Below are 22348 nucleotides of genomic sequence, written 5' to 3'. Positions count from 1 at the left end.
CGCCTCACCCGCGAGAACACCATCTCCTGGCGCGACCCGACACCGCAGACCAAATAGAAGATTCCGGGATGAAACAACGGGAGAAAACGACCTCTTAGCCACCTCCCCGGTCCGGGTCCCGCCAAGACCAGGGGGCCACTCGTGCACATTGCGGTCAGGTATAGAGCCTGCCCGAGTGGCCAACCAGCGGACGGCCCCCTGATCATGCTCGACCCCAGACTGGGCAGGCCACCGGCCAAACCCGCTGCGCCGACCTCATCCGGCGCGGGACAACACCGAACCAGTTCAGCCACTTGGTGTCGATACGGACGAGCCAGGCGGGAGCTTCTGGCCCTCTTCAGGCATCGCGAGCATGCACATTACATATCGAAAGCCTTGGTTCCAGGTGTCCTCGGCGTGGATCCAGGCGTACAGATCACGGGTGGAGCTTTTGTAGGACCCATACCGCTTGGTGCACAGGTCGTAATAAGCGCCCCAGGCACCGAATTTCAGGTCCTGGGGAGCCTTGACGTAGCCCAGGCCCTGAAATTCATGCGGTTTGTTGCAGTTCACTAGGAGATGAGCGTAGTTTTTCTCTTCCAGTTTCTTGGTGTTGTAGCAGTCGCCGATTGAGCTATTCTCGACGAAGATCTGTTCCCCCTGTTTCCGATAGTCACCCACCGGGCCGTAGAGGCTGACGGTCTTCCCGAAGAGCAGGCACGCGGTGTTCCGCACGCCGTTGTTCCACCCTGCCTCGCTGGGGACCAGCGCGAAGGGCTGCACGTCGATCATTTTGCGCAGGGTATCTCGCAACAGACCCGTGCAGATCCCTGGGCTGTTGCTCCTCGCGTCGTCCAGGGACGTGGCTGCGTTCGCGTCCAGGACCTGGCCGTCTGGATACGTCTTGCAGTCCACGATTTTCAATTTGGGTAGGCCTTTGAGTCTTCCGTCGGGCCAGGTGCCGCCGAGACAGTCCCCGGGTTTTAGTTGGCGGGTCAGTCCGACCTGACCCGCGTAGACCGGTTCGGCCTTCGGGGTTTTGGCGTCCGGGCTGTCGAACAGTGTGACCGCCGCCCAAATGCCGCCGATGAGGACAAGTGCAGCGGCGATGATGCCCCAACGCCGACCTGAAAGGTGCTTGTCGTGGGAGATATCGGGAGGGAAGAAGGGCTGCCAGCGATGCCGCAGTTGCGACGGAGCCTCCGCAGGGGAATGGCTTTCTTCGGCCAGCGGTGAGCCAGGAGTCGGCCGGGAGGCTGGCTCTTCACCTGGCGTGACGGTGAGTGTGGCGAGCGCGCGCCTCGCCTCGTCGCCTTGCATCCGCTGTTCGGGATCCTTGGCCATCAGGCCGGTCAGGACCGGCCCCAGGTCCCCGGCCCGGGAAGGCGGTGGGGGTTCCTCGAAGAGCAGCGCCGCCAGGGACTCATAGGGTGTCGGCCGGTCGAATGGCCCGCTCCCTTCCACCGCGTAATACAAGGTTGCGCCCAGTGAGAAGAGGTCGGAAGCTGGGCTTGGTGCCACTCCGCGGGCACGCTCTGGTGCCAGGAACTCTGGGGTTCCGACGAGCTCCGATGGTGTGGTCAGCCGTTGCTGGCCCGAGTCCGGCTGCAGCGAGATGCCGTAGTCGGTCAGCAAGATTTGCCCATCTGCTGCGCCATCTCGGGCCAGTGGGTCAGGTCCAGTCAGTAGGATGTTGGCTGGCTTGACGTCCCGGTGCAGGATCCCGGCCTGGTGGCCTGCCGTCAGTGCGTCGAGCACGGCCACACCGATTCGTGCAGTTTGGGCGGGAGACAGCGGTCCGTGGTCACGCACCGTCTCGGCGAGATCCTTTGCCCCAGGCACGAATCCCATCACAATCCAGGGCAGGCCGTCTTCTTCCACGATGTCGTGCACGGTGGCGACGTGCGGATGGCTGCGCAGTCGGGCAGCATGGCGCGCCTCGACTCGCGCACGGGCAATCCGGGGTCCTAGCTGTTCCTCTGGAACCCCTGCGGGGAGAGCAAGCTCCTTGAGGGCGACCTCGCATTCGAGTACCTGGTCGTAGGCGAGCCATACCCGCCCCATCCCCCCGGCCCCTAGCCTGTGCAGCAGCCGGTACCGCCCCGCTACCAGGCGCTCGGCACCGTCGCCCTCCGCCATGGCGGACCTCCATAACGCGAGACATCAAGAGCTCATGATCTTCGATCGAAAACTACAAATACCCCCAAATCGAATTGCGCAGCCAACAGACACGCGCCGCCGCCCAGGCGAGGATGTGCGGCGGGATCGTTAGCGTGGACTGCTCACTGCGCCAGCGAAGGGTGCGAAGCAACTGCAGCGGTGGCGCTTGGCCGCGGCTCGGTGACATCGACACCTGGAGACCCAATACCGCCCGCCCCGCGGCCCCGAGATGCACCAGCCAGCCTCCTGCGCTGGCCAGGCCGCAGACGAACTGCTGTCCTGGCTTGGCTGCGACGACGAGCGCAACACCCCTAACATCGTCACCGCCACCAGCCCGGCCCCCGGACCAGCTACCTCCTCCCCCGCAGCGTCGGTGCCCACGACCGTTACGTCGCCCTCGCCGGCCGCGGCAGTAAGGCTCCGGGCCCAGCGGCATGCTTCTCGGTCACCGAGGAGCGTCTGCGCGAGACGGCCAATCAGCACCAGCTCACTGAGGTAACCCGCTGTTCATCCTCTCCCCTGTGATCCCAAGGAGCTCGTCTTCGACGAAAAGTAGCTGATCAAGTCAGTGAGCGATGTTGCAGAGCCACGCCGTATAAATTGACGTGTCACATCAGGCAGCTAGAGCCTCTTTCGCTGCTTTCATGAAGTCAGAGGCCCATCGATTGGCTGCTTTGATCCCCTCAGCTGCATCGTTAGCATATCTCGTGGTATTCTTGCCGTTTTCCGCCGCTCTGACCCAAGATTCCAGGCTTGATGCCCAATCCTCAAGCCCAGAAATGATACCCCTTGAATATTCTGCGACTTTTGAAGAACCTTCTAGGCTAATCAACGTCGCCAGGCGATCTGCTTCATCTACATGTGACCGCACTTCGCTGGCCTTTGTTTTCGCCGAGAGCATTTCCGGCGGTTGAGCACTTAGCGCTTTTTCGGCGTCATTAGCCGAGTCGATGGCATGCTCGACTGCTGTCACGAAGGCGGCGTATATGTCTCGGCGACTCTGGCGCTGCCACTGTTTCCGCTCGGATCTTCCTTGGAGGAGAGTAGCGCACACAGAACCTAAGATGGCTCCAATGCCACCGGCGACGGCACCCAAGATGGCGGCAATCCCTTGATCCATGAGATCAGTATGACGCGCTGCACAATGTGCCGCAATTCAATCGGTCCCAGGCTGCCCAGGTGCCGCCGCTGCGAAGCCCAGCGGGATTTTTCCCGATGCACGGGTAGAGATCTCCGGGGGGCTTGGTCTCGATAATGTCCTTGTGGCCGCAGACTCTGCGACCGGACAGAATCGGACCCGACCTCGATTTTTCACGCGGGTCCGTCACACAGCGCTGCGTGCACACCGAGACGGCGCGGCGGCCGTCGTTAGTTGCACGTCCGAGAGCCCAAGCGCGCGTCCTCCGTCGTCCTGAAAATATACTTCCTCGAATCCTTCGGCGATGATCCCACGCATCTGCTCGTCGCTGGCGCCGGCGCCGCGGGCGTCGAAGAGGCGCTGTTGCCCCACAGTGAAGCGGAGGTCCGACCTGCACTGCTACTGATGTGCCAGATGCGTGCCAGATCTGGCGGAGCATCACGGGGAACAACGGATTCTGCATCGCGGTCGGACAGTACACCGGAGCTGCTTCGCCGCTGGTCAGCTGAGCGTCTGCCTGTCGAGCACTCGAGCGTCCAGGCTGAGGGACTGGAAGCCATCGTCACGGACCAGCCGTCATGGGCCTGCTCTACAACTCCGCATCCCAGCGCGCTCGTAGTGACGCACCACCGGCAAGGCTGTCGTCGAGGAAGCCGGACAGTTCCTGAAGTGCCCCCAAGACGCGCTGAAGGTCAGGGCGACGTTCACCGTTGGCGATGGTGAGGTGGAACCAGATGAGGGGGTCAGCCCACACTCTTCGATCCGGTTGCGAAAGGAGATCGCAAAACTCTCTGTAACTTCGGAGTCGTCCATCGGGTTCGAGAATGACGTCGGTGCCGAGGCTGGTCTGTGTTGCGTAGTAGACGTCACACAGAGCGAATGCTACATGGACCTTCAATATCAGAGCGGCCAATCTTGTGTCGTCCCTTCCGGGTAATCGCAGAAATGGTATGTCGCTACGGGCGCGAGTCATCTGGGCGAACAGGCATGCGATCATCCAGATGCTGGAAACCAGCGCCACGCCCGTCCCGGCGAACCAATCAGCGTCCTTGTTATCGATGTCCTGCGGCTTGTTGACGAGCTGAGCAGGCCGATAACAGCCGTGACGGTCGACGGCAGTGGCGTAGAGAGAGAGCCGATGGTGAGCTTCAGCGGTGTGCCACCTCAGGGGGTTGAGGTACGACATGTTGTGGTTCTCGCGTTGAGTGCGCTTGATATCTAGCCGTTGCTGTCGGCCCGTCAGCCACACGAGCCCCATGGAGATCACACCTGAAGTCAATGCCGAGACCAGCGTTACCGAGAGGGCGTTCACACGACTATCTCCTTCGATATTTCCCTGCAGCGGCCCGAACAGCCTCCTCGCCAAGAGTCCGCCGGGATGGATTCCCTCATCAAGACCGCGGCCCTATGAGTGAGGGCGCCGCAGCCCAGTCACACGGTGTGCTGTACAGCAGCCTCCCCGGCACCCGACCATGGTCGAGGGCAATTTCAGGGCACGGAGAGGGGAGAGCATGGCTGACAGGGAGACGGCAATCCGCGCTGTAGCGCGCCGATCTGACCGCGTCCACTGGGTACGGGAGTGGCCCGACCAGCCGACCTTGCGGGACCGGCTCCGCCGATTGATGAACCCTGCCTCCTACCACTTCGACGGGACCGCGACCCCATCGGAACCCTGGGTGGACCGGCCCGCCGGCTACTACGAGCGAACAGGCTGGCGCATCCGAGCGGCCTACGTCCTATCCGACCTGGCTTTCGAGGTCGAGTACGTGGTCTGTGAGCTGTGCAAGATCGGCTGGGTTGAGGCTCCTCACTCGTACGAAGGCTACAAACGTTGTGGCCTTGCCTCAGCCGCTCTCCGGTCGCTGCGCCATGGGCACTCAGAAGTCCAATGGCACACAGGCGGCGGCCATTTCCGCGAGGCCGAGCCGTTCTGGAGTTCCGTCAGCGTCGGCGTACCCGGCGGCTACACCCAACGGCAAAGGTGTCGTCACGTGGAACTGTGGCGAGCACGGTGATCGTTAACACGCTTCTGGGTGCGTGACCAGTGAACTCGTGATGGCCGTCCCTCTCAGTTTCCGTCTCATATAGCCCCGTTCACGGCCGTTCAGAGGCTGAACGCAAGATCGCAGCAAGGCAGAGCTTCGCGAGGTGCTACGAGATCCGGTACCAGCTGGAGGTCTTCGCACCGCGTGCTGTTGTTGAGCCGGCGCTGAACTACTTTCGTAGCGTCCGTCGGGCACGAGAGGCAACCATCCTGGGGGTGTCGAACGGCGATGAAGGATACGAAGTCGCGTTCCACGAGGTGATGGAAGCCCTGACCGCTGTTCGCGCCGCAATGCGCCATGACATCGGCACCGATAGGCTGCCCACCGACTGAGCGGGCAGTGCACGCTTGCACGGGCCCAGTCAGAAGCTGGAAGCGCGCCGACGCGATAAAGGGCCCGACCAGGCTATAAGACTGGGTCGGAGCCCAAATGGCAGACGAGTCGGGCTATACGCCGGGTTCTGTCACCCAGCCGCCTCGCGGCGGCCGGGGAGACGGCCATCCATCTAGGGCCTGCGTTGCCGCAGGCCTCATGCGGTCTACCCAGGGACTCGGGCGGGCAGCCCTCGAACGTCCCCGCAGGAGCGCCAAGGCGCTCCCTTTTGACCTTGCTCCGGGTGGGGTTTACCTAGCTGCCCAGGTCGCCCTGGGCACTGGTGGTCTCTTACACCACCGTTTCACCCTTACCCAGCACCGAAGCGCCGGGCGGTTTGTTTTCTGTGGCACTTTCCCGCGGGTCACCCCGGGTGGCCGTTAGCCATCACCCTGCCCTGTGGAGCCCGGACGTTCCTCGGGGGGTCCTCCAAGAGGGGACTCCACGCGGCCGTCCGCCCGGCTCGTCTGCCGTGGGGACCATGTTACCGGGGACTCGGTGCAGGCTGGTTCGGCGGTGACGCGGACCGGGCCCGCGGTGGCCAGGACCGAGCCCGTCAGGATCAGCGCGAAGGCCACGCCCACGCCGAGAGTCAGCGGCTCCGACAGGAACAGCACCCCCGCCGCCACCGCCACCGCTGGGTTGACGTACGTGATCACCGTCGCCCTCGTCGGGCCGACCTCCTTGATCAGCTCCAGGAACGCGACGAACGCCACCGCCGTGCAGATCACTCCCAGGCCTGCCAGCGCGGCCAGGACCGAGGTCGAAGGAAGAGAAGACGGCCAGGTCAGTGCCGCCCCCGGCGCATACACCACCGCCGCCAGCGCCAAGCACGGAGCCGTGAGCTGCAGCGACGGGATGTCCTTCAGCCACCGCGCCGCGATCAGCGGGGCCGTCGCATACCCCACCACCGTCACCAGCACCTCCGCCATCGACTTCGCGTCACCCCCGGTCAGGTGCGGGACGGTCAGGAATCCCACCCCGGCCAGGCCCAGTGCCAGGCCCGTCACCCGCCGAGCCCCCAGGCTCTCCGTGTCGCCGAAGTAGCGGGCCAGCAGGACGCCGACTATCGGTACGCCCGCTATCAGCAGGCCGGCCGTGGAGCTGGAGAGGTGGCGTTCCGCGTCCGTCAGCGTGTACCAGGGGCCCATGATCTCGATCACCGCGAAGGCCAGCATGGGGCGCCAGTGCGACCGTACGACATCCACAAGGCCGCCCTGCCTGATCGCGAACGGCAGCAGGAGCAGCGCGCCCAGGGCGCAGCGTACGAACACCACCATCGCCGCCGACAGCGGGGCGTCCACCGCCACTTTGATCATCAGGTAGGGGATGCCCCACACCACTCCCATCAGGGAGAACAGGAACCAGCCGCGTGCAGTCATGCGGACATCGTCGGCGCCCTCAGCGGCTCGCGTCTTGAACGCTGTTGCGGTACGCCGCCGGGGTCACCCCGAGCACCCGGCGGAACCAGCGTGTCAGGTGGGCCTGGTCCGCGAAGCCCACCAGCGCCGCCACCTCGGAGGGGCGCAGGCCCGACTCCAGCAGGCACCGCGCTCTGCCGACCCGGTACTGGGCCAGCCATGCGTACGGCGGCGCGCCCATCGTCGTACGGAAGGCTCTGAGGAGTTGGTAGCGGGACAGGCCCAGGTCCGTCGCCAGGTCGGCCAGGGACGGGGGTGACAGCATTTCGTCGGCCAGGCGGTCGCGGACCACGCGTGCCACCGCCGCCGCGCCGGGGATCGCGCAGGTCTCCACGCGCGCCGTGGAGTGCCGGCAGGCCAGGGCCGTCAGGAGCCAGGGGAGGCGGGACTCGGCCTCCAACGGGTCCGGGCAGACGCTCAGTTCGGAGTGGGCCGAGAGGATGGCCGCGGCCAGTTCCGGGTCGTCCAGCAGGGGGTCCCGGAAGTGCGGGAGGGACTCGTCGGGAGAGCCGTCCGTGAGGAGGGCGGGTGCCGCGTAGAGGGCTCGGTAGGCGTAGCCGTCCGTCGTGTTTCCCGGGCCGCCCGTGTGCATCTCCCCCGGCGCCAGGACGACGATCGAGCCGGGGCCCGTGCGGATGTGGCCGCCGCGGTAGTCGATGATCTCCGAGCCGCCCACGCAGACGCCGATCGTGTACTCGTCGTGGGCGTGCGGGGCGTAGATGTGCTTGTCGAAGCGGGCCGTCAGGAGGTCCAGGGGCGGGCCGCAGCGGCCCAGCCTGGTTCTCGTCCACAGGGCCTGTTCCCGTGCGCTCATCCCCACACCCCCGACCACGACTACTGAGGGTGCAACGTCTGAAGGCCCCGCTTCCATGCCGCGTCCAGGTCCGCGTCGTCCGGAAACCTGCCGTGGATCTCCAGGATCACCATGCCGTGGGCGAAGGCCCACACCGAGCGGGCCAGGTCCAGGTCGCCGCCGCAGGCCCGCATCAGGGGCATCGCGGCGCGGTCCTCCAGGCCCGGGGGGAGCGCGGGGCGCGGGAGGGGGCGTTCGGTGCTGAGGCAGTAGAGGTGGGGGTGGGCCAGGGCGTACGCCCGGTAGGCCTCGGCCAGGGCCGGGAGGGAGCCGGGCGCTCGCCGCTCCGCCGCCTCCAGCGCCTGCGCCGACTCCTCCAGCATCTGCGCGATCAGCTCGACCTCCACGGCCTGCTTGTCCGGGAAGTGCTTGTAGAGGGAGGGCGCCTTGATGCCGAGGCGGTCGGCGAGGGCCCGCAGGGTGAGCGCGGTGGGGCCGGACTCCTCCAGCAGTTCGCGTGCGGCGGTCGCGATCTGCCGGGCGCGGGGGGTGAGACGGTCAGCCCGCCCACGCGCTACGACGGCCCCGGCCGGCTCTCCCGGTTCGCCCTCAGCCACGCTGGAAACCCTCTTTCGTCCGCAGCCCGTACCCGAAGGCGCGATCGTACGAGATGTGGGCGAGCCAGCCGCACAGGGCCGCGAACGCCGGGGGCCAGGCCACCGGGCCAACCGCGTACAAAGCCATCAGCGCCAGCGGGACCAGCGCCCGGTGCAGCGCGTTGTAGTACGGCACCGCGCGCGGCGGCAGCTGCCCCTTCTCCATCGCCGGCGCCTCGTCGAGTGCGACCAGGAAGGTCAGGTCCGGGAGGACGAAGAAGGCGAGAGCGAGGGTGCCGGCGAGCCAGCCGTGGTTCATCGCCTCCAGGACGGCGAACGCGGACCAGAACAGCGCGCCCGCGAGCCAGGCCGTACGGCGGACGACGGTGAGGGTGCGAACTCGGCCCTTGTTCAGGCGGGCTTTGGCGGTGACAGCACTCATGATCCCCTCCGACAAGCGCGAGTAGCTAACAGCGTTAGCCGCAACCGTAGGGCTAACACCGTTAGCCGTCAAGGACAGGGCCCCCCGACGGCCTCGACGGCCTCGCACACGTAGATCACGCAGGCGCGAAGCGCACCCTCGCCACCCCCGGCCCCGGATCCGCCTGCACCACCCTCACCCGCAGCCGCTCCCCCAGCGACACCCCCTCCCCATCGATCCGGCCGATGACCGCCGGCGACTCCAACTGCACAGTCCCCACCCCCGGCCGGTGTTCGTCCACGTCCACCACGCTTCCGTCGAACACCTCCCCCACCCGGTCCTTCAGCACCGCCGCCTCGACGAGGTCGACGCACGCCCGGTCCACCGCGGCCGCGCGCCGGCCGCCCTCGGACATCTCGCGGGGCAGGGAATCAAAAGCTGCGAGCACCCATTCCGCCACCGGCTCCCCCGCCACCGCCGCCAGGCAGATCTCCGACGCGTACCGGTCGGCCAGCCGCCGCAGCGGTGCCGTGCAGTGGGTGTACGGGGCCGCGACCGCCGCGTGGGTGGTGAGGGAGGGCCGGATACCGTCCCGGAAGACCGTGTAGCCCGCGCCCCTCAGCAACGTCGTGCACTCCTGGAGGAAGGCCGCGTGCGACGGGACCCCGGGGTCCAGGGAGCGGACCAGCGCCGCGTACGACACGTGGTGCGGCCAGTCGATGTGGAGGGCGAGCGCCGTACGGCGCAGGCGACCCACCGCACCGTCCGGGGCCGCCGGGAGCGTGCGGAGCACCCCCGTGCCGTACGTCAGCATCAGGTCCGCCGCCGCCATGCCCGTGAGCAGGGAGATCTGGGCGTTCCAGGCGTCGGCCGGCACCCCGGCGCGATACGTCAGCTCATACCCGCCGTCCCGCTCCACGATCTCCTGCTCCGGGACCCGCAGGGAGATCCCGCCGCGCTCGACCTCCAGCCGTTCCCGCAGCTCACCGATCTCCTGCAGCAGGAGAAGCGGTTCCTCGGCAGTGCCCGTGTCGATCGCCTTCTGCACGCCCTCGTAGTTCAGCTTGGCGCGGCTGCGGACCAGGGCGCGGCGGACCTCGGCGGCAGTCTCACGGCCTTCCCCGTCCAGGTCGATCGTCCACAGCGCGGCCGGGCGCACCTGGTCCGGGAGCAGGCTCGCGGTGCCCTCGCTCAACACCGGCGGGTGGAGCGGAACGCGGGTGTCCGGGAAGTACAGGGTCATCACCCGTCGATGCGTCTCCGCGTCGAGCAAGCCGCCCGGTGCGATGAAAGCGGCTACGTCGGCGATGGCGTACCGCAGGCGGTAGCCCGTGCCCCGCCGCGCGAGGTGCATCGCCTGGTCGAGGTCGGTGGAGGTGGGTGGGTCGATGGTGAACAACGGGATGTCGGTGGCGTCCTCCCGGCCCTCCAGAAGAGGTGTTCGTTCCGCCTCCGCCAGCACCTCGGGCGGGAAGTCCGACGGCACGCCCAGCTCGGTGCGCAGCGCCGTGAAGGCGGCCCGCAGCGGGTCGTCGGTCACACGTATGCGGCGGCGAGGCATACAGCGAGGGTAAGCAGATCGGGCGCCGTACGCTGTCCGGAGCTCAACAGAAGGAGATCCTCCGTGCTTGTCCTGCTGCCTCCCTCCGAAGGCAAGGCGTCCTCCGGTCGTGGCGCCCCGCTGAAGCTGGAGTCGCTGTCGCTGCCCGGGCTCAACGAGAGCCGAGAGGCCGTCCTTGACGCGCTCGTCGAGCTGTGTGCCGGGGACGAGGAGAAGGCGCGCGAGGTGCTCGGGCTGAGCGAGGGGCTCAGGGGCGAGGTCGCGAAGAACGTCGAGCTCCGGACCGCGGGTGCGCGGCCTGCCGGGGAGATCTACACAGGAGTGCTTTACGACGCCCTCGACCTGGCATCTCTAGGCGCTGCCGCGAAGAGGCGTGCAGGGCGTTCCCTTCTCGTGTTCTCGGGGCTTTGGGGAGCGGTCCGGGTGACCGACCGGATTCCGTCGTACCGCTGCTCGATGGGGGTGAAGCTGCCGGGGCTCGGGGCGCTGGGCACGCACTGGCGGGCGCCGATGGCCTCCGTGCTCACCGAGGCCGCGGGGGACGGGCTCGTGCTCGACCTGCGGTCCTCCGCGTACGCGGCCGCGTGGAAGCCGAAGGGGGAGGTCGCGGGGCGGACGGCGACGGTGCGGGTGCTGCACGCGCCGACCCGGAAGGTCGTCAGCCACTTCAACAAGGCGACCAAGGGGCGGATGGTGCGGAGTCTGCTGTCGGCCGGGGTCGCTCCGAAGGGGCCGGCCGAGCTGGTGGAGGTGCTGCGGGAGCTCGGGTACGTGGTGGAGGCGGAGGCGCCCGCGAAGGCGGGGCAGGCGTGGGCGCTGGATGTGCTGGTGGACGAGATCCACTAGAGCTCCATTGCAGAGGGCGCAACGGCCTTTGCGCACATCGCACCGCTTCGGCAGGATGACGCCATGGCCTCCTCCCCGCATGCCTCTCCCCGTGCCTTCCCCCATGTCTCGCTGCTCGACCTCGCCCCCGTCGTCCCCGTCGTCGTCCTCGACGACCTCTCCGACGCCGTGCCGCTCGCCCGCGCCCTGGTCGCCGGTGGGCTGCCCGCGATCGAGGTGACGCTGCGGACGCCCGTCGCGCTCGACGCGATCCGGGCGATCGCCGGGGAGGTGCCGGACGCGGTGGTCGGGGCGGGGACCGTCATCACGTCGGCGCAGGTGGAGGAGTCGGTGGCGGCGGGTGCGCGCTTCCTCGTCAGCCCGGGCTGGACGGACGTACTGCTGGAGGCGATGCGGGCGGCCGGGGTGCCGTTCCTGCCGGGGGTGTCGACCACGTCGGAGGTCGTGGCGCTGCTGGAGCGGGGCGTCACGGAGATGAAGTTCTTCCCGGCGGAGGCGGCCGGGGGGACGGCGTATCTGAAGTCGCTCTCCGGGCCGTTGCCGCAGGCGCGGTTCTGTCCGACGGGAGGGATCGGGCCCGGGAACGCCCCCGCGTACCTGAGCCTCCCCAACGTCGGCTGCGTGGGCGGGACTTGGATGCTGCCCGGCGACGCGATCGCCGCGCGGGACTGGGGGCGGGTCGAGGTGCTGGCCCGCGAGGCCTCCCGGCTGGGGCGGCTACGGCCGCAGGTGTGACGTGTCGTTGAGGAGCCGTACGCTCGCGTTGCCGTCGGCGTAGTACGCCACCGCCGACAGCGAGGCCGCCGAGAGTTCCATGCGGAACAGGGACTCGGGCGGGGCGCCGAGGGCGAGCCGTACGAACGTCTTGATCGGGGTGACGTGGGTGACGAGCAGGACCGTGCGGCCCGCGTACGCCGCCACGAGCTTGTCCCTGGTCGCCGCGATCCTCGTCGCCGTGGCCGCGAAGCTCTCGCCGCCGCCGGTGGGTTCGGCCTCGGGGTCAGCCAGCCACTTGGTGAGGTCGTCCGGGTAGCGCTCGCGCACCTCGCCGAAGGTGAGACCCTCCCAGGCGCCGAAGTCGGTCTCGATGAGGCCTTCCTCGATGGTGACCTCGATACCCAGGCGCTCGGCGACGGCGGCTGCGGTCTGGCGGGTACGGGTCAGGGGCGAGGCGAGGATGTGCTGGATCGTGCCCCGCTTGGCCAGGGCTTCGGCCGCCCGCTCGGCCTGTTCCCTGCCGATCTCGGAGAGGGAGGGATCCGTGCCGCCGCTCCCCGAGAACCTCTTCTGGGGGGTCAGCGGAGTCTCGCCGTGCCGCAGGAGCACGAAGGTGGCCGGAGCGCCCATGTCGGCCGGGGCCCAACCGGGACTGGCGACGGCCTTGGCAGCCCGTACGTCGGCATCAGCCTTGCTAGCCCGTACGTCAGCGTCGGCCCTGGCGGCACGCGCGTCAGCATCAGCCTTGGCGGCACGCACGTCGGCGTCCGCTTTCGCGGCACGCACCTCAGCCGGAGCGCCCGTCTCGCCGGAAGACGGCTGCCGTACCGAACTCGCCGAACCCTCGGAGTCCATCGCCTCGTTCGCCAACCGATCCGCCCTCTTGTTCTGCTCGCGTGGGATCCACTCGTACGTGACCTGCCCCGGAGGGAAGATCCGCCCCGCCTCCGACGCCAGCGGCTTCAGGTCCGGATGCTTGATCTTCCAGCGGCCCGACATCTGCTCGACGACCAGCTTGGAGTCCATGCGGACGTGCACGCGGGCGGTCGGGTCGAGGTCGTGCGCGGCGCGCAGGCCCGCCAACAGCCCCCGGTACTCGGCGACATTGTTCGTCGTGACGCCGAGGTACTCGTACGTCTCGACCAGCGTCTCCCCCGTCGCCGCGTCCAGCACCACGGAGCCGTACCCGGCAGGACCGGGATTGCCCCGTGAGCCGCCGTCCGCCTCGACGATGAACTCCCGCACGTCCAGGGCTCCTTACAGACCGGAGTCGGACGTACGCACCAGGATGCGACGGCAGTTCTCGCAGCGCACCACGGTGTCGGGCGCGGCCGCGCGGACCTCGTTGAAGTCCGTGATGGAGAGCTCCTGGCGGCAGCCCTGGCAGGTGCGCTGGTACAGCTTGGCCGCGCCGATGCCGCCCTGCTGCTCGCGGAGCTTGTCGTAGAGCTTGAGGAGGTCGGCGGGGATGACGGCCGCGATGACCTCGCGCTCCTTGGTCACCGAGGCGATCTCGCCGTCCAGCGTCTCGAAGGCCGCGTCCCGGCGGGCGGTCGCGTCGTCGATCTTCGACTGGACGGAGGAGACGCGCTCGGTCAGCTCGGCGACCCGCTCCTGCGCGGACTCGCGGCGCTCCATGACCTCCAGGACGACGTCCTCCAGGTCGCCCTGGCGCTTGGCGAGGGAGGCGATCTCGCGCTGGAGGTTCTCCAGGTCCTTCGGCGAGGTCACGGCTCCGGAGTCCAGGCGCTGCTGGTCGCGGGTGGCGCGCTGGCGCACCTGGTCCACGTCCTGCTCGGCCTTGGTCTGCTCGCGGGCGGTGTCGCTCTCCTCGGTCTGCGCGGCGACGAGCAGGTCGCGCAGCTGGGTGGCGTCCTTGGTGAGCGCGTCGATCTCGGCGTGCTCGGGCAGCGAGCGGCGCTTGTGCGCGAGCTGCTGGAGGCGGACGTCGAGGGCCTGGACGTCGAGGAGTCGGATCTGGTCGGCGGGCGCGGCGTTCAGTTGGGGGCTCCAGGTGAAGGGGAGTGGCTGGTCCAGGGGTCGGTGACCGTCCTGGAGACATGCACGCGCAGGTCCCAGCCGTGGCGGTCGGAGATCTCGTCGAGCTGGGCGGCGGCCAGCTCGCACCAGGGCCACTCGGTGGCCCAGTGCGCCGCGTCGAGCAGCGCGAGGGGACTGTGGGCGACCGCCTCGGACACCGGGTGGTGGCGCAGGTCGGCGGTGAGGAAGGCGTCGACGCCGGCCGCGCGGACCTGGTCGAAGAGGCTGTCGCCGGAGCCGCCGCTGACGGCGACCGTGCGGACGAGCGCCTCGGGGTCACCCGCGACGCGGATGCCCTGTGCGGTGGCGGGCAGGCGTTCGGCGGCTCGGGCGGCGAGGTCCCTGAGCGAGAGGGGGTGCTCCAGCTCGCAGATCCGCCCCAGGCCCCGGCGGCCTTCCGTGTCGGTCGGGTCCGGCACGAGCGGTCGTACGACGCGGAGGTCCAGCGCGCCCGCGAGGGCGTCCGAGACTCCCGGGTCGGCGGTGTCGGCGTTGGTGTGGGCCACGTGCAGCGCGATGTCGTTCTTGATGAGGGTGTGGACGACCCGGCCCTTGAAGTGGCTCGCCGCGACGGTCGTCGTGCCGCGCAGATAGAGGGGGTGGTGAGTGACCAGCAGGTCCGCGCCCAGCTTCACCGCCTCGTCGACGATCTCCTGGACCGGGTCGACGGCGAACAGGACCCGCGTGACCTCCTGGTCGGGGTCGCCCACGACAGTGCCGACCGCGTCCCAGGACTCGGCCCGCTCGGCGGGCCACAGGTTCTCCAGCGCGGCGATGACTTCAGACAGACGGGGCACGGGGAAAAGGCTACCTGCCTGGTCTACCCCGTTGAACCCGAGCCGCCCAAGGCTGTCCCGCTCAGCACAGTCGCCCCGTTTTCCTCAGGCGAATCGTTCCTGGGCCACCCCTTTGTGTGAAGCGGAAGCCCGCCCGTCCCACGCCCGTGCGTACGAAAACTACTTTCGTGGCTGGAGGTGATCAGACGATGACGGCCTGTGCCATCGAGCCCGCGGCCTCGGACGAGGACGGGGACGGGGAGAACCCACGGACGGAGTACGTGATCGCTGAGGACGGGGGGACTCCGGGGACGGGGGGTGTGAACGCGGAGTACGTGGATGGCGGGGGTGAGGGGGCTCCGGGGGCGGAGTATGCGGATGCCGAGGGCGGGGTGGCTCCGGGGGCGGGGGATGTGGACGCCGGGGGCGGGGAGGGTCCGGGGGCGCTGTATTCGACTGCCGAGACCGGGGAGACCCCGGGGGCTGAGTACGCGGGTGCCGGGGGCGGGGTCGCTCCGGAGATGCAGTACGGGAGCGCCGGGGACGGGGTGGCTCCGCGTCGGGACTGGTCGGTGGCCGAGGGCGGGGTGGCTCCGCGTCGGGACTGGTCGGTGGCCGACGGCGAGGGGACTTCACGGACCGAGTGCGTCATCACCGTCGACGGCTCCTACGCGGCCCGCCTCGCCGCCCGGGACGGTGACTCCTGGTTCCCGGAGCGTTGGACCCTGGACGGCCCCGAGCCCTACGCCGTGCCGTTGCCGGGTCGGCAGCCGGAGGAGCCCGGCACCGAGGTGCATCCGATGGGTGACGGACGGGTCCTGATCCGGCGGTTCGCGGACGGGCGGCACAACTTCTCGCTGCTCTACCCGACCGGGCCCGAGACGGGCGAGCTGCCGCTCGGCGCCGTCGAGTGCCCGGACCCGGGGACGGTCCTACGGCTGCTGCCGCCCGCGCCGGGTGGGGAGCAGGCGTACGCCCTCGCCGTGGGCCGGCGCTCCAGTGCCGTGTGGCTGGTGGCGGGCGGTGCCTTCGGGCCGGAGCACCTCGCGGAGATCCCGGGGCGCTGCTCGGGCGGGGTGTGGCTGGACGGGTCCGGGCGGATGCTGGCCCTGGACCGCGAGGTGGCCGGGCGGACCAAGACGATCGTGGTGGACCTGGAACGGGGCGGCGAGGTCTCGCCCCTCCTCCAGATCGCCGACGGCAGCGACGACCGGCTGCTGCTCGCCGACCCGGACAGCGGGTTGCTGCTGATCTCCTCGGACGCGCCGTCGCCGGGACTGCCGCGCCTGGGCTGGGGAGTGCTGGGCAGCACGCTGCCGGTGCGCTTCCCGGAGTGCCTGCGGGTGCCGGGCTGCGCGGTGACGCCGTTCGCGATCCAGCCGGGGCAGGTGCTGATGCCGGAGAGCTGTGGGGTGGCGCTGCGGATCGACGGCCCGATGGGCAGCTGGGTGGGCGTGTGGCGGCCCGCCGCCCGGCAGGTGGAGCATCTCCCGGCGCCCGAGGGGTGGTTGACGGGCGCCGGGCTGTGGACCGCGGATGGAGAACTGCTGCTGCCGTATGCCACGGAAGGGGTGCCTTGCGGGGTGGCACGGTGGGCGACGGCGAACTCCGGGCCCGTCCCGGGGGAGGCCGGGCCGGTGGGCGGGGAAGCCGGGCGGGTCGGCGGGGAGAGCGGGCACGCGGCTGGGGGGCGCGGGTCTCTCTCCGGGGAAGCCCGGCCCTTCACCGGGGAAGCCGGGCCCGTCGGCGAGGAGCGCGGGCACGCGGCTGAAGAGGGCAGACACGTGGCTGGAGAGCGCGGGCGCGTGGGTGGAGAGGGCGGACACGTGGCTGGGGAGCGCGGACCTCTCTCCCAGGAAGCCGAGCCCTTCACCTGGGAAGCCGGGCCCGTCGGCGGGGAAGGCGGGCACGCGGGTGGGGGGCGCGGGCCTCTCTCCGAAGACGCCCGGCCCTTCACCGGGGACGCCGGGCCCGTCGGCGTGGAGCGCGGGCACGTCGGCGGAGAGGGCGGGCACGTCGGCGGGGAGGGCGGGCACGCCGCTGGGGAGCATGGGCCTCTGCCCCAGGAAGCCGGGCCCTACGCCGAGGAAGCGCAAGACCGGGGGGACACGGAGGCCTGGGCCGGGGGAAACGGGGCGGGGGAAACGGGGGCCTGGGGCGTGGGCCCGGAGGGGCCGGGCGGTGGGCCCGGCTCGGGCTCCCACCCCGGTCCTCCGGAGCCCGTCGCACCACGCCCCGTGCCCTTGCAGCAAGCCCCGTTGGGCAATCTTGTAACGAAGTAGTGCCGGTTGGTCCGGCCGCCTGGATTCGCCCCGTGGTGTGCCGGTTAAACTCGCCCCGCTGTAAGAAAGATCATGTTGACGGGGTGAATTACTTCCATGAGCGACGCCAGCACGAACCAGTCGACTGCCGACGTCCAGGAGCCCACCGGCCACGGCAAGCACCGGGGTCCGGTCTCGGTCCAGGACAGCGAGACGGCCCCGCGTGGCCGGCACCGCAAGTCGGTCGAGCAGACCGAGGCGGCAGCCTGACGGCGGACGACGACACACGGCCCGCTCCTCTCACGGGGAGCGGGCCGTTGCGCGTCAGCTCCCATCGGTCCACTCCCTGGCCTACTCCCTTTTGAGACCCAGCACTTCGGCCGCCGCGAACGTCTCCCCCGCCGGCCGCCGCGCATAGTGCGGAGTGAGCAGCGCGTCCAGTTCGTCGTACGTGAAGGTGTCCTGCTTGCTGTCGAACTTGGCCTGCACCCGCGGTCGTTCGACCACGGCGATCATCCCTCCGTGTACGACGAGCAGCTGACCGTTGACGCGCTCGGCGGCCGGTGACGCCAAGTAGCCGACGAGCGGGGCGACATGCTCGGGGGCGAGCGGGTCCAGTCCGGACTCCGGCTGCTCGAAGCCGGCTCCCGAGAAGACGTCCTCGGTCATCCGGGTGCGGGCGCGCGGACAGATGGCGTTGGCGGTGACGCCGTACTTGGCGAGCGCGAGGGCCGTAGACGTGGTGAGCCCGACGATCCCCCCTTTCGCGGCCGCGTAGTTGGGCTGTCCGGCGGACCCGGCGAGGAACGCCTCCGAGGAGGTGTTGACGATACGGCCGTACACCGGCCCGCCCGCCGCCTTGGACCGCTCCCGCCAGTGCGCCGCCGCGAACCGGGTCGTGTTGAAGTGGCCCTTCAGGTGAACCCGGATCACCGCGTCCCACTCGCCCTCGGTCATGGAGAAGACCATGCGGTCGCGCAGGATGCCCGCGTTGTTGACGAGGATGTCGAGCTTGCCGAACTCCGTGATCGCCAACTCGACCAGTTCCGAGGCCTGTTGGTGGTCGGCGACGTCCCCGATGTGGGCAAGGGCCTGGCCTCCCGCGGCCCGGATCTCCTCGGCGACCTGCTCGGCGGGGCCCGCGGAGGCCTCGCCGGAGCCGTCCCGGCCGGGCTGTCCGTAGTCGTTGACGACGACGGCGGCGCCGAGCCGCGCCAGCTCCAGCGCTTCGACCCGGCCGAGCCCCCGGCCGGCGCCCGTGACGATCGCCGTGAGCCCCTCGAGCGGCTGTGGCACAGTCATCGGGGCCCTCAGATCTCGATGCAGGTGCGGAGCGAGGTCCCGGTCCGCATCTGGTCGAGTGCCTCGTTGATCTCGCTGAGCTGCACCCGGTGGGTGATCAGGCCCTCCAGGTCGACGCGGCCGGCCCGCCACAGGGCGATGGTCCGCTCGTAGGAGCGCAGCACGTCCCCGCCGCCGTACATGGACGGCAGGATGCGCTTCTCGTCGAAGAACAGCTCGAACATGTTGAGCTGGAGGAAGTCGTCCATGGCGCCCGCGCCGACGATCACGAGGGTGCCGCCGCGCCGGGTGGTCTCGTACGCCGTGCGCGCGGTCGCCGACCTGCCGACGACCTCGAAGACGTAGTCGAAGCCCTCGCCGGCGGTGACCTGCTGCTTGGCGTCGGCGAGTTCGTCCGGGGAGACGGCCCGGGTGGCGCCGAACTTCAGCGCGGCCTCCCGGCGGGAGGCGACCGGGTCGACGGCGACGATCTCGGCGGCGCCCTTGAGCCGGGCCCCCTGGATCGCGGAGATGCCGACGCCGCCGCAGCCGATGACGGCGACCGACGAACCGGCCTCCACGTCCGCCGTGTTGAGCGCGGCCCCGAGCCCGGTGGTGACCCCGCAGCCGATCAGTGCCGCTATGTCGAAGGGCACGTCGTCGGGGATCGGCACCGCGCAGCCCGCGTCCACGACGACCTCCTCGGCGAAGGTGCCGGTGCCAGCGAAGCCGAAGACATCGCCGCCGGGGCGCCGGAAGTTGGGGGTGCCCGCGTTCATGAACCCCGCCAGGCACAGTTCCGTCTGACCGCGCTTGCACGCCGGACAGACACCGCAGGCGGGCAGCCAGCAGACGACGACCCGGTCGCCCGGCTTCAAGTGGCTGACCCCCTCCCCGACTTCGAGGATCTCCCCCGCGCCCTCGTGCCCGGGGACGAAGGGCGCCGGCTGCGGCAGGACCCCGCTCATCGCGGACAGGTCCGAGTGGCACAGGCCGGTGGCCCGGACCCGGATCCGCACCCTGCCGGGCCCGAAGCCCACCGCCTCGACGTCGTCGTGGACCTCGAGTTTTTCCTGGCCGATCTCGTGCAGTACGGCTGCGCGCATGGTGCGGCTCCCCTCGTACGGCGTGCTGGTTCAGGAGTTTTCAGGCGTGTTCGACGATCGTGTCGGCGAGGACGGGCGCGTCATCGCGTTCCACGGCACTGACGGCGACCCTGGTGGACTCCGGTCGGTGCCACATCCGGATGCGCAGGGTCTCCCCCGGGTAGACGACCCCGGCGAACCGGGTGGCGTAGGACCGCACCCGGGTCACGTCCCCGCCGAGCAGCGTGTCGACGACCGCCTTGAGCGTGATGCCGTAGGTGCACAGCCCGTGCAGGATGGGCCGTTCGAACCCGGCGACCTTGGCGAACTCCGGGTCGGCGTGCAGCGGGTTCCAGTCGCCGGAGAGCCGGTAGAGCAGGGCCTGGTCCTCGCGGACGGGGCGCTCGACGGTGCGGTCGGGCTCGCCGGCCGGGGGGTCGAGGCGGGCGGAGGGGCCCCGGTCGCCGCCCCAGCCGCCCTCTCCGCGCACGAAGATCTGGGCGTCGTTGGTCCACAGCGGTCCCTCGGCGTCCGCGACCTCGGTCCGCAGGACCAGGACGGCCGCCTTGCCCTTGTCGTAGACGGCGGCGATCCGGTTGGTGGCGGTGGCGGTGCCCGTCGCCGGGAGGGGCCGGTGGATGACGAGGCTCTGACCGCCGTGCAGGACGCGGGCGAGGTCGACCTCGATGCCCGGCATGGACAGACCGCTGATCACTCCCGGCGACCCGGACCCCGCGACGGTGGCGAAGCTCGGCAGGACGTGCAGCCGGGATTCGAGGGTGTAGCGGAGCTCGTCGGGGTCGGTGGCGGGGATGCCCGCGCCGATCCCCAGGTGGTAGAGCTGGACGTCCTTCGAGGTCCAGGAGATCTCGCCGGTCCGGGGCTCGGCGGCGAGGGCTGTGGCGGCGTCGATGGGCATACGGCTCCTGACAGCGACGGATCCAAGACCCCGGTACGGCCGTCCGCACCGTCGGCCGCACCGAGGTCGTCACGGGCCGATCTAGAACGCGTTCCAGTCCGGCGCCCTCTGTATAGCCGAGCCCACCGCACTTGTGAAGGCTCCTGACGGAGTGTCAGGTCCGTGGCTTCTCCTGGCCCCGACACCTAGCCCCCGGCACCTGGCTCCGCCGCCTGGCTCCGGCACCCGTGACATTTGTCCTGCCCGGGTCCGTACATCCGCCTCTGCCGGGCGGGGATGCCGATCCGTAGCGTTGTTCCCGTCGTCCCGGCGCCTCGCCGGGGCCCCTGAGCGGAGGAACGGTCATGTCCTGGTCGCGCAAGTTCTCGTGCCGCGTGGACGAGCTCCGTGACGGTGTGCGTTCGGCGCGGGAGCAGCAGCGGTACTACGCGGCGAACAAGGAACGCCTCAACGCCGAGTACAAGACCGCGCAGAAGGCCGGGGAGGTCCCGACTCACGCGGGCCTGGGCAGCGGCTTCGGTCTGCTGCCGTGGCTGCTGTTGGGGATGGGTGCCTTCTCCAACCTCTTCCAGGGCGAGGCCGCCAACCCCTGGATCGGCGGCCTAGGGCTGCTCACCTTCAACTCGCTCTACATCTACGTCGCCTTCCGAGCCTTCCGCCCCCAGACCCGGGACGCGCTCTCCACGCGGGTGGCGCTGGTGGCGATGGGCCTGGTGACCTGCGGTCTGGCCATGGGGTACGGCGGCAACTGGCTGCTGTTCTTCCCCCTGTTCGGGCTCGCGACCGGGGCGGTCGTGCGGCTGCCGCAGCTGCGCTGGGTGGGTGCCGTGGTGACCGTGGTCGCCGGTGCGGCCTCCGTCTTCCGCGACGGCTGGGGCGGGCTCGACACCGCCTACGCCACGTGGATCTCCACGATGGTCACGGCCGCGATCCTGTCCCTCTCCGAGGCGGTACGGCAGTTGCGGGAGGCCCGCGAGGAACTGGCCCGGCGGGCGGTCGAGGAGGAACGCCTGCGGTTCTCCCGGGACCTGCACGATCTCCTCGGCCACACGCTGTCGGTGGTCGTGGTCAAGTCGGAGGCGGCCCGCCGCCTGGCCCCCCGCGACCTGGACGCGGCGCTCGTCCAGATCGCCGACATCGAGTCGGTCGGCCGCCAGGCACTCACCGAGATCCGCGAGGCGGTGACCGGCTACCGCGAGGGCAGCCTCAGCACCGACCTCGACCGGGCGGCCTCCGCCCTGCGTGCCGCGGGCATCGAGCCGGCCGTCCACCGCTCCGGACCGCCGCTCGCCGCCCAGACCGAAGCGCTGCTGGGCTGGGTGGTACGCGAGGCGGTGACCAACGCCGTCCGGCACAGTGGGGCGGCCCGGTGCGAGATCTCCGTGGAGGGCTCGGCGGAACGGGTACGGCTGCGTGTGTGGGACGACGGCCGGCGCGTGCCCGCGGGTACGCCGGTTCCCGAGAGCGACGGCACGGCACCGGCGCCGCGGGCTTGTACCGACGTGCCGTCCGCGCCCCTCACGCCGGGTATCGGCGGGACCGGCCTCAAGGGACTCGCCGAGCGGCTGGCCGCGGCCGGAGGACGCTTGGAGGCCGGGCCCGGCCCCCGGGGCGGGTTCGTGGTGCGGGCCGAACTGCCGGTCGAGTCGGTGGAGCCGGTACGGATCGGTGAGCGGGCGCGCACGGATGAGCCGCCGCGGGTCTGTGGGCCGGTGCTCACCGGTGAGCCGGCGCGGGCCGGTCGGGAGGTGCGGGCTGGTGAGCCGGCACGCGCCGATGAGCCCGTACGGGCCGGTGAGCCAGCGCGCCCCAATGAACCGACCCGGCCCAATAACCCGACGGGGCCCGGTGAGCCGACACAACCCGCACGCGAGCCCCGGGTCGGTGATGCGGCCCGCTGAGGGCGTACGGGGGCCGGCCACCCGCACGCCCTCAGC

The 22348-nt window shown here is 69.9% G+C and carries 18 protein-coding genes, 1 other RNA gene and 2 pseudogenes; 5 read left to right on the top strand and 16 right to left on the bottom strand.

The genetic code is table 11. The features are described 5' to 3' along the window. Window positions 1-285: 285 nt before the first annotated feature. The 10 genes and pseudogenes from ACFULQ_RS27470 to ACFULQ_RS27425 form a co-directional block, all read right to left on the bottom strand. The gene (locus ACFULQ_RS27470) at window positions 286-2118 is read right to left on the bottom strand and encodes a protein kinase (RefSeq protein WP_383548523.1); all 1833 of its coding nucleotides are present in this window, start codon (window positions 2116-2118) and stop codon (window positions 286-288) included. A 634-nt stretch (window positions 2119-2752) separates the two neighbouring features. Next, window positions 2753-3112 carry a hypothetical protein gene (locus ACFULQ_RS27465; RefSeq protein WP_383548520.1) on the bottom strand — a complete coding sequence of 120 codons (360 nt, stop codon included), beginning with the start codon at window positions 3110-3112 and terminating at the stop codon, window positions 2753-2755. Between the two features lie 754 nt (window positions 3113-3866). Next, complete coding sequence (locus tag ACFULQ_RS27460) at window positions 3867-4589, bottom strand: hypothetical protein (protein ID WP_383548517.1); 723 nt, start codon at window positions 4587-4589, stop codon at window positions 3867-3869. Between the two features lie 902 nt (window positions 4590-5491). Beyond that, window positions 5492-5626, bottom strand: a complete 135-nt coding sequence (locus ACFULQ_RS27455; RefSeq protein ID WP_383548514.1) for a hypothetical protein — start codon at window positions 5624-5626, stop codon at window positions 5492-5494. Between the two features lie 129 nt (window positions 5627-5755). Beyond that, an RNA gene (rnpB, locus tag ACFULQ_RS27450) (RNase P RNA component class A) lies at window positions 5756-6160 on the bottom strand. A gap of 133 nt (window positions 6161-6293) precedes the next feature. After that, a pseudogene (locus ACFULQ_RS27445) lies at window positions 6294-7013 on the bottom strand (DMT family transporter); the annotation flags it as partial. A gap of 82 nt (window positions 7014-7095) precedes the next feature. After that, the gene (locus ACFULQ_RS27440) at window positions 7096-7929 is read right to left on the bottom strand and encodes an AraC family transcriptional regulator (protein WP_383548511.1); all 834 of its coding nucleotides are present in this window, start codon (window positions 7927-7929) and stop codon (window positions 7096-7098) included. Window positions 7930-7949: 20 nt separating this feature from the next. Next, window positions 7950-8525: a TetR/AcrR family transcriptional regulator gene (locus tag ACFULQ_RS27435; RefSeq protein ID WP_383548508.1), complete on the bottom strand. Its 576-nt coding sequence runs from the start codon at window positions 8523-8525 to the stop codon at window positions 7950-7952. Continuing rightward, a complete protein-coding gene (locus ACFULQ_RS27430; protein WP_383548505.1) occupies window positions 8518-8946 on the bottom strand; it encodes a DUF4260 family protein in 429 nt (142 codons plus the stop codon). Before ACFULQ_RS27430 ends, ACFULQ_RS27435 begins: the two co-directional genes overlap by 8 nt. 115 nt (window positions 8947-9061) lie before the next feature. After that, complete coding sequence (locus tag ACFULQ_RS27425) at window positions 9062-10486, bottom strand: RNB domain-containing ribonuclease (RefSeq protein WP_383548503.1); 1425 nt, start codon at window positions 10484-10486, stop codon at window positions 9062-9064. A 63-nt stretch (window positions 10487-10549) separates the two neighbouring features. Between ACFULQ_RS27425 and yaaA the strand changes: the two genes are divergently transcribed. Together yaaA and eda are read left to right on the top strand one after the other, a co-directional pair. Continuing rightward, window positions 10550-11332: a peroxide stress protein YaaA gene (gene yaaA / locus ACFULQ_RS27420; protein ID WP_383548500.1), complete on the top strand. Its 783-nt coding sequence runs from the start codon at window positions 10550-10552 to the stop codon at window positions 11330-11332. Between the two features lie 63 nt (window positions 11333-11395). Then, window positions 11396-12067: a bifunctional 4-hydroxy-2-oxoglutarate aldolase/2-dehydro-3-deoxy-phosphogluconate aldolase gene (gene eda / locus ACFULQ_RS27415; protein WP_383548497.1), complete on the top strand. Its 672-nt coding sequence runs from the start codon at window positions 11396-11398 to the stop codon at window positions 12065-12067. Here the strand turns inward: eda and ACFULQ_RS27410 are convergent. From ACFULQ_RS27410 to ACFULQ_RS27400, 3 genes are read right to left on the bottom strand one after another with little or no spacing between them, the layout of a single operon-like run. After that, complete coding sequence (locus ACFULQ_RS27410) at window positions 12050-13294, bottom strand: bifunctional RNase H/acid phosphatase (protein ID WP_383548494.1); 1245 nt, start codon at window positions 13292-13294, stop codon at window positions 12050-12052. The genes eda and ACFULQ_RS27410 overlap by 18 nt on opposite strands. Window positions 13295-13306: 12 nt before the next feature. Next, window positions 13307-14050, bottom strand: a complete 744-nt coding sequence (locus tag ACFULQ_RS27405; protein ID WP_383548529.1) for a zinc ribbon domain-containing protein — start codon at window positions 14048-14050, stop codon at window positions 13307-13309. Next, complete coding sequence (locus ACFULQ_RS27400; protein ID WP_383548491.1) at window positions 14047-14886, bottom strand: Nif3-like dinuclear metal center hexameric protein; 840 nt, start codon at window positions 14884-14886, stop codon at window positions 14047-14049. Before ACFULQ_RS27400 ends, ACFULQ_RS27405 begins: the two co-directional genes overlap by 4 nt. A 500-nt stretch (window positions 14887-15386) precedes the next feature. On the opposite strand from ACFULQ_RS27400, the pseudogene ACFULQ_RS27395 reads away from it, so the two are divergent. Beyond that, window positions 15387-16610: pseudogene (locus ACFULQ_RS27395) on the top strand (hypothetical protein); the annotation flags it as partial. A 633-nt stretch (window positions 16611-17243) separates the two neighbouring features. Continuing rightward, window positions 17244-17396 (top strand): hypothetical protein, encoded by a 153-nt coding sequence (locus tag ACFULQ_RS27390; RefSeq protein ID WP_162952113.1) that lies wholly within the window; start codon window positions 17244-17246, stop codon window positions 17394-17396. Between the two features lie 81 nt (window positions 17397-17477). Here the strand turns inward: ACFULQ_RS27390 and ACFULQ_RS27385 are convergent, their stop codons facing one another. From ACFULQ_RS27385 to ACFULQ_RS27375, 3 genes are read right to left on the bottom strand one after another with little or no spacing between them, the layout of a single operon-like run. After that, window positions 17478-18428, bottom strand: a complete 951-nt coding sequence (locus ACFULQ_RS27385; protein WP_383548488.1) for a 3-oxoacyl-ACP reductase — start codon at window positions 18426-18428, stop codon at window positions 17478-17480. 8 nt (window positions 18429-18436) lie between these two features. After that, window positions 18437-19513, bottom strand: coding sequence for a Zn-dependent alcohol dehydrogenase (locus tag ACFULQ_RS27380; protein ID WP_383548485.1), 1077 nt, complete (start codon window positions 19511-19513; stop codon window positions 18437-18439). A 40-nt stretch (window positions 19514-19553) separates the two neighbouring features. Further along, complete coding sequence (locus ACFULQ_RS27375) at window positions 19554-20411, bottom strand: MaoC/PaaZ C-terminal domain-containing protein (RefSeq protein ID WP_383548483.1); 858 nt, start codon at window positions 20409-20411, stop codon at window positions 19554-19556. A 344-nt stretch (window positions 20412-20755) separates the two neighbouring features. On the opposite strand from ACFULQ_RS27375, the gene ACFULQ_RS27370 reads away from it, so the two are divergent. Beyond that, entirely contained in the window at window positions 20756-22312 is a 1557-nt protein-coding gene (locus ACFULQ_RS27370) for a histidine kinase (protein WP_383548481.1), read from the top strand. The last annotated feature ends 36 nt before the right edge of the window (window positions 22313-22348 follow it).

The sequence above is a fragment of the Streptomyces sp. NPDC057253 genome, assembly GCF_042669125.1.
Lineage (GTDB): Bacteria > Actinomycetota > Actinomycetes > Streptomycetales > Streptomycetaceae > Streptomyces.
Note: the sequence above shows the minus strand (reverse complement) of the source record. Positions and strands in the feature narration are given on the sequence as shown.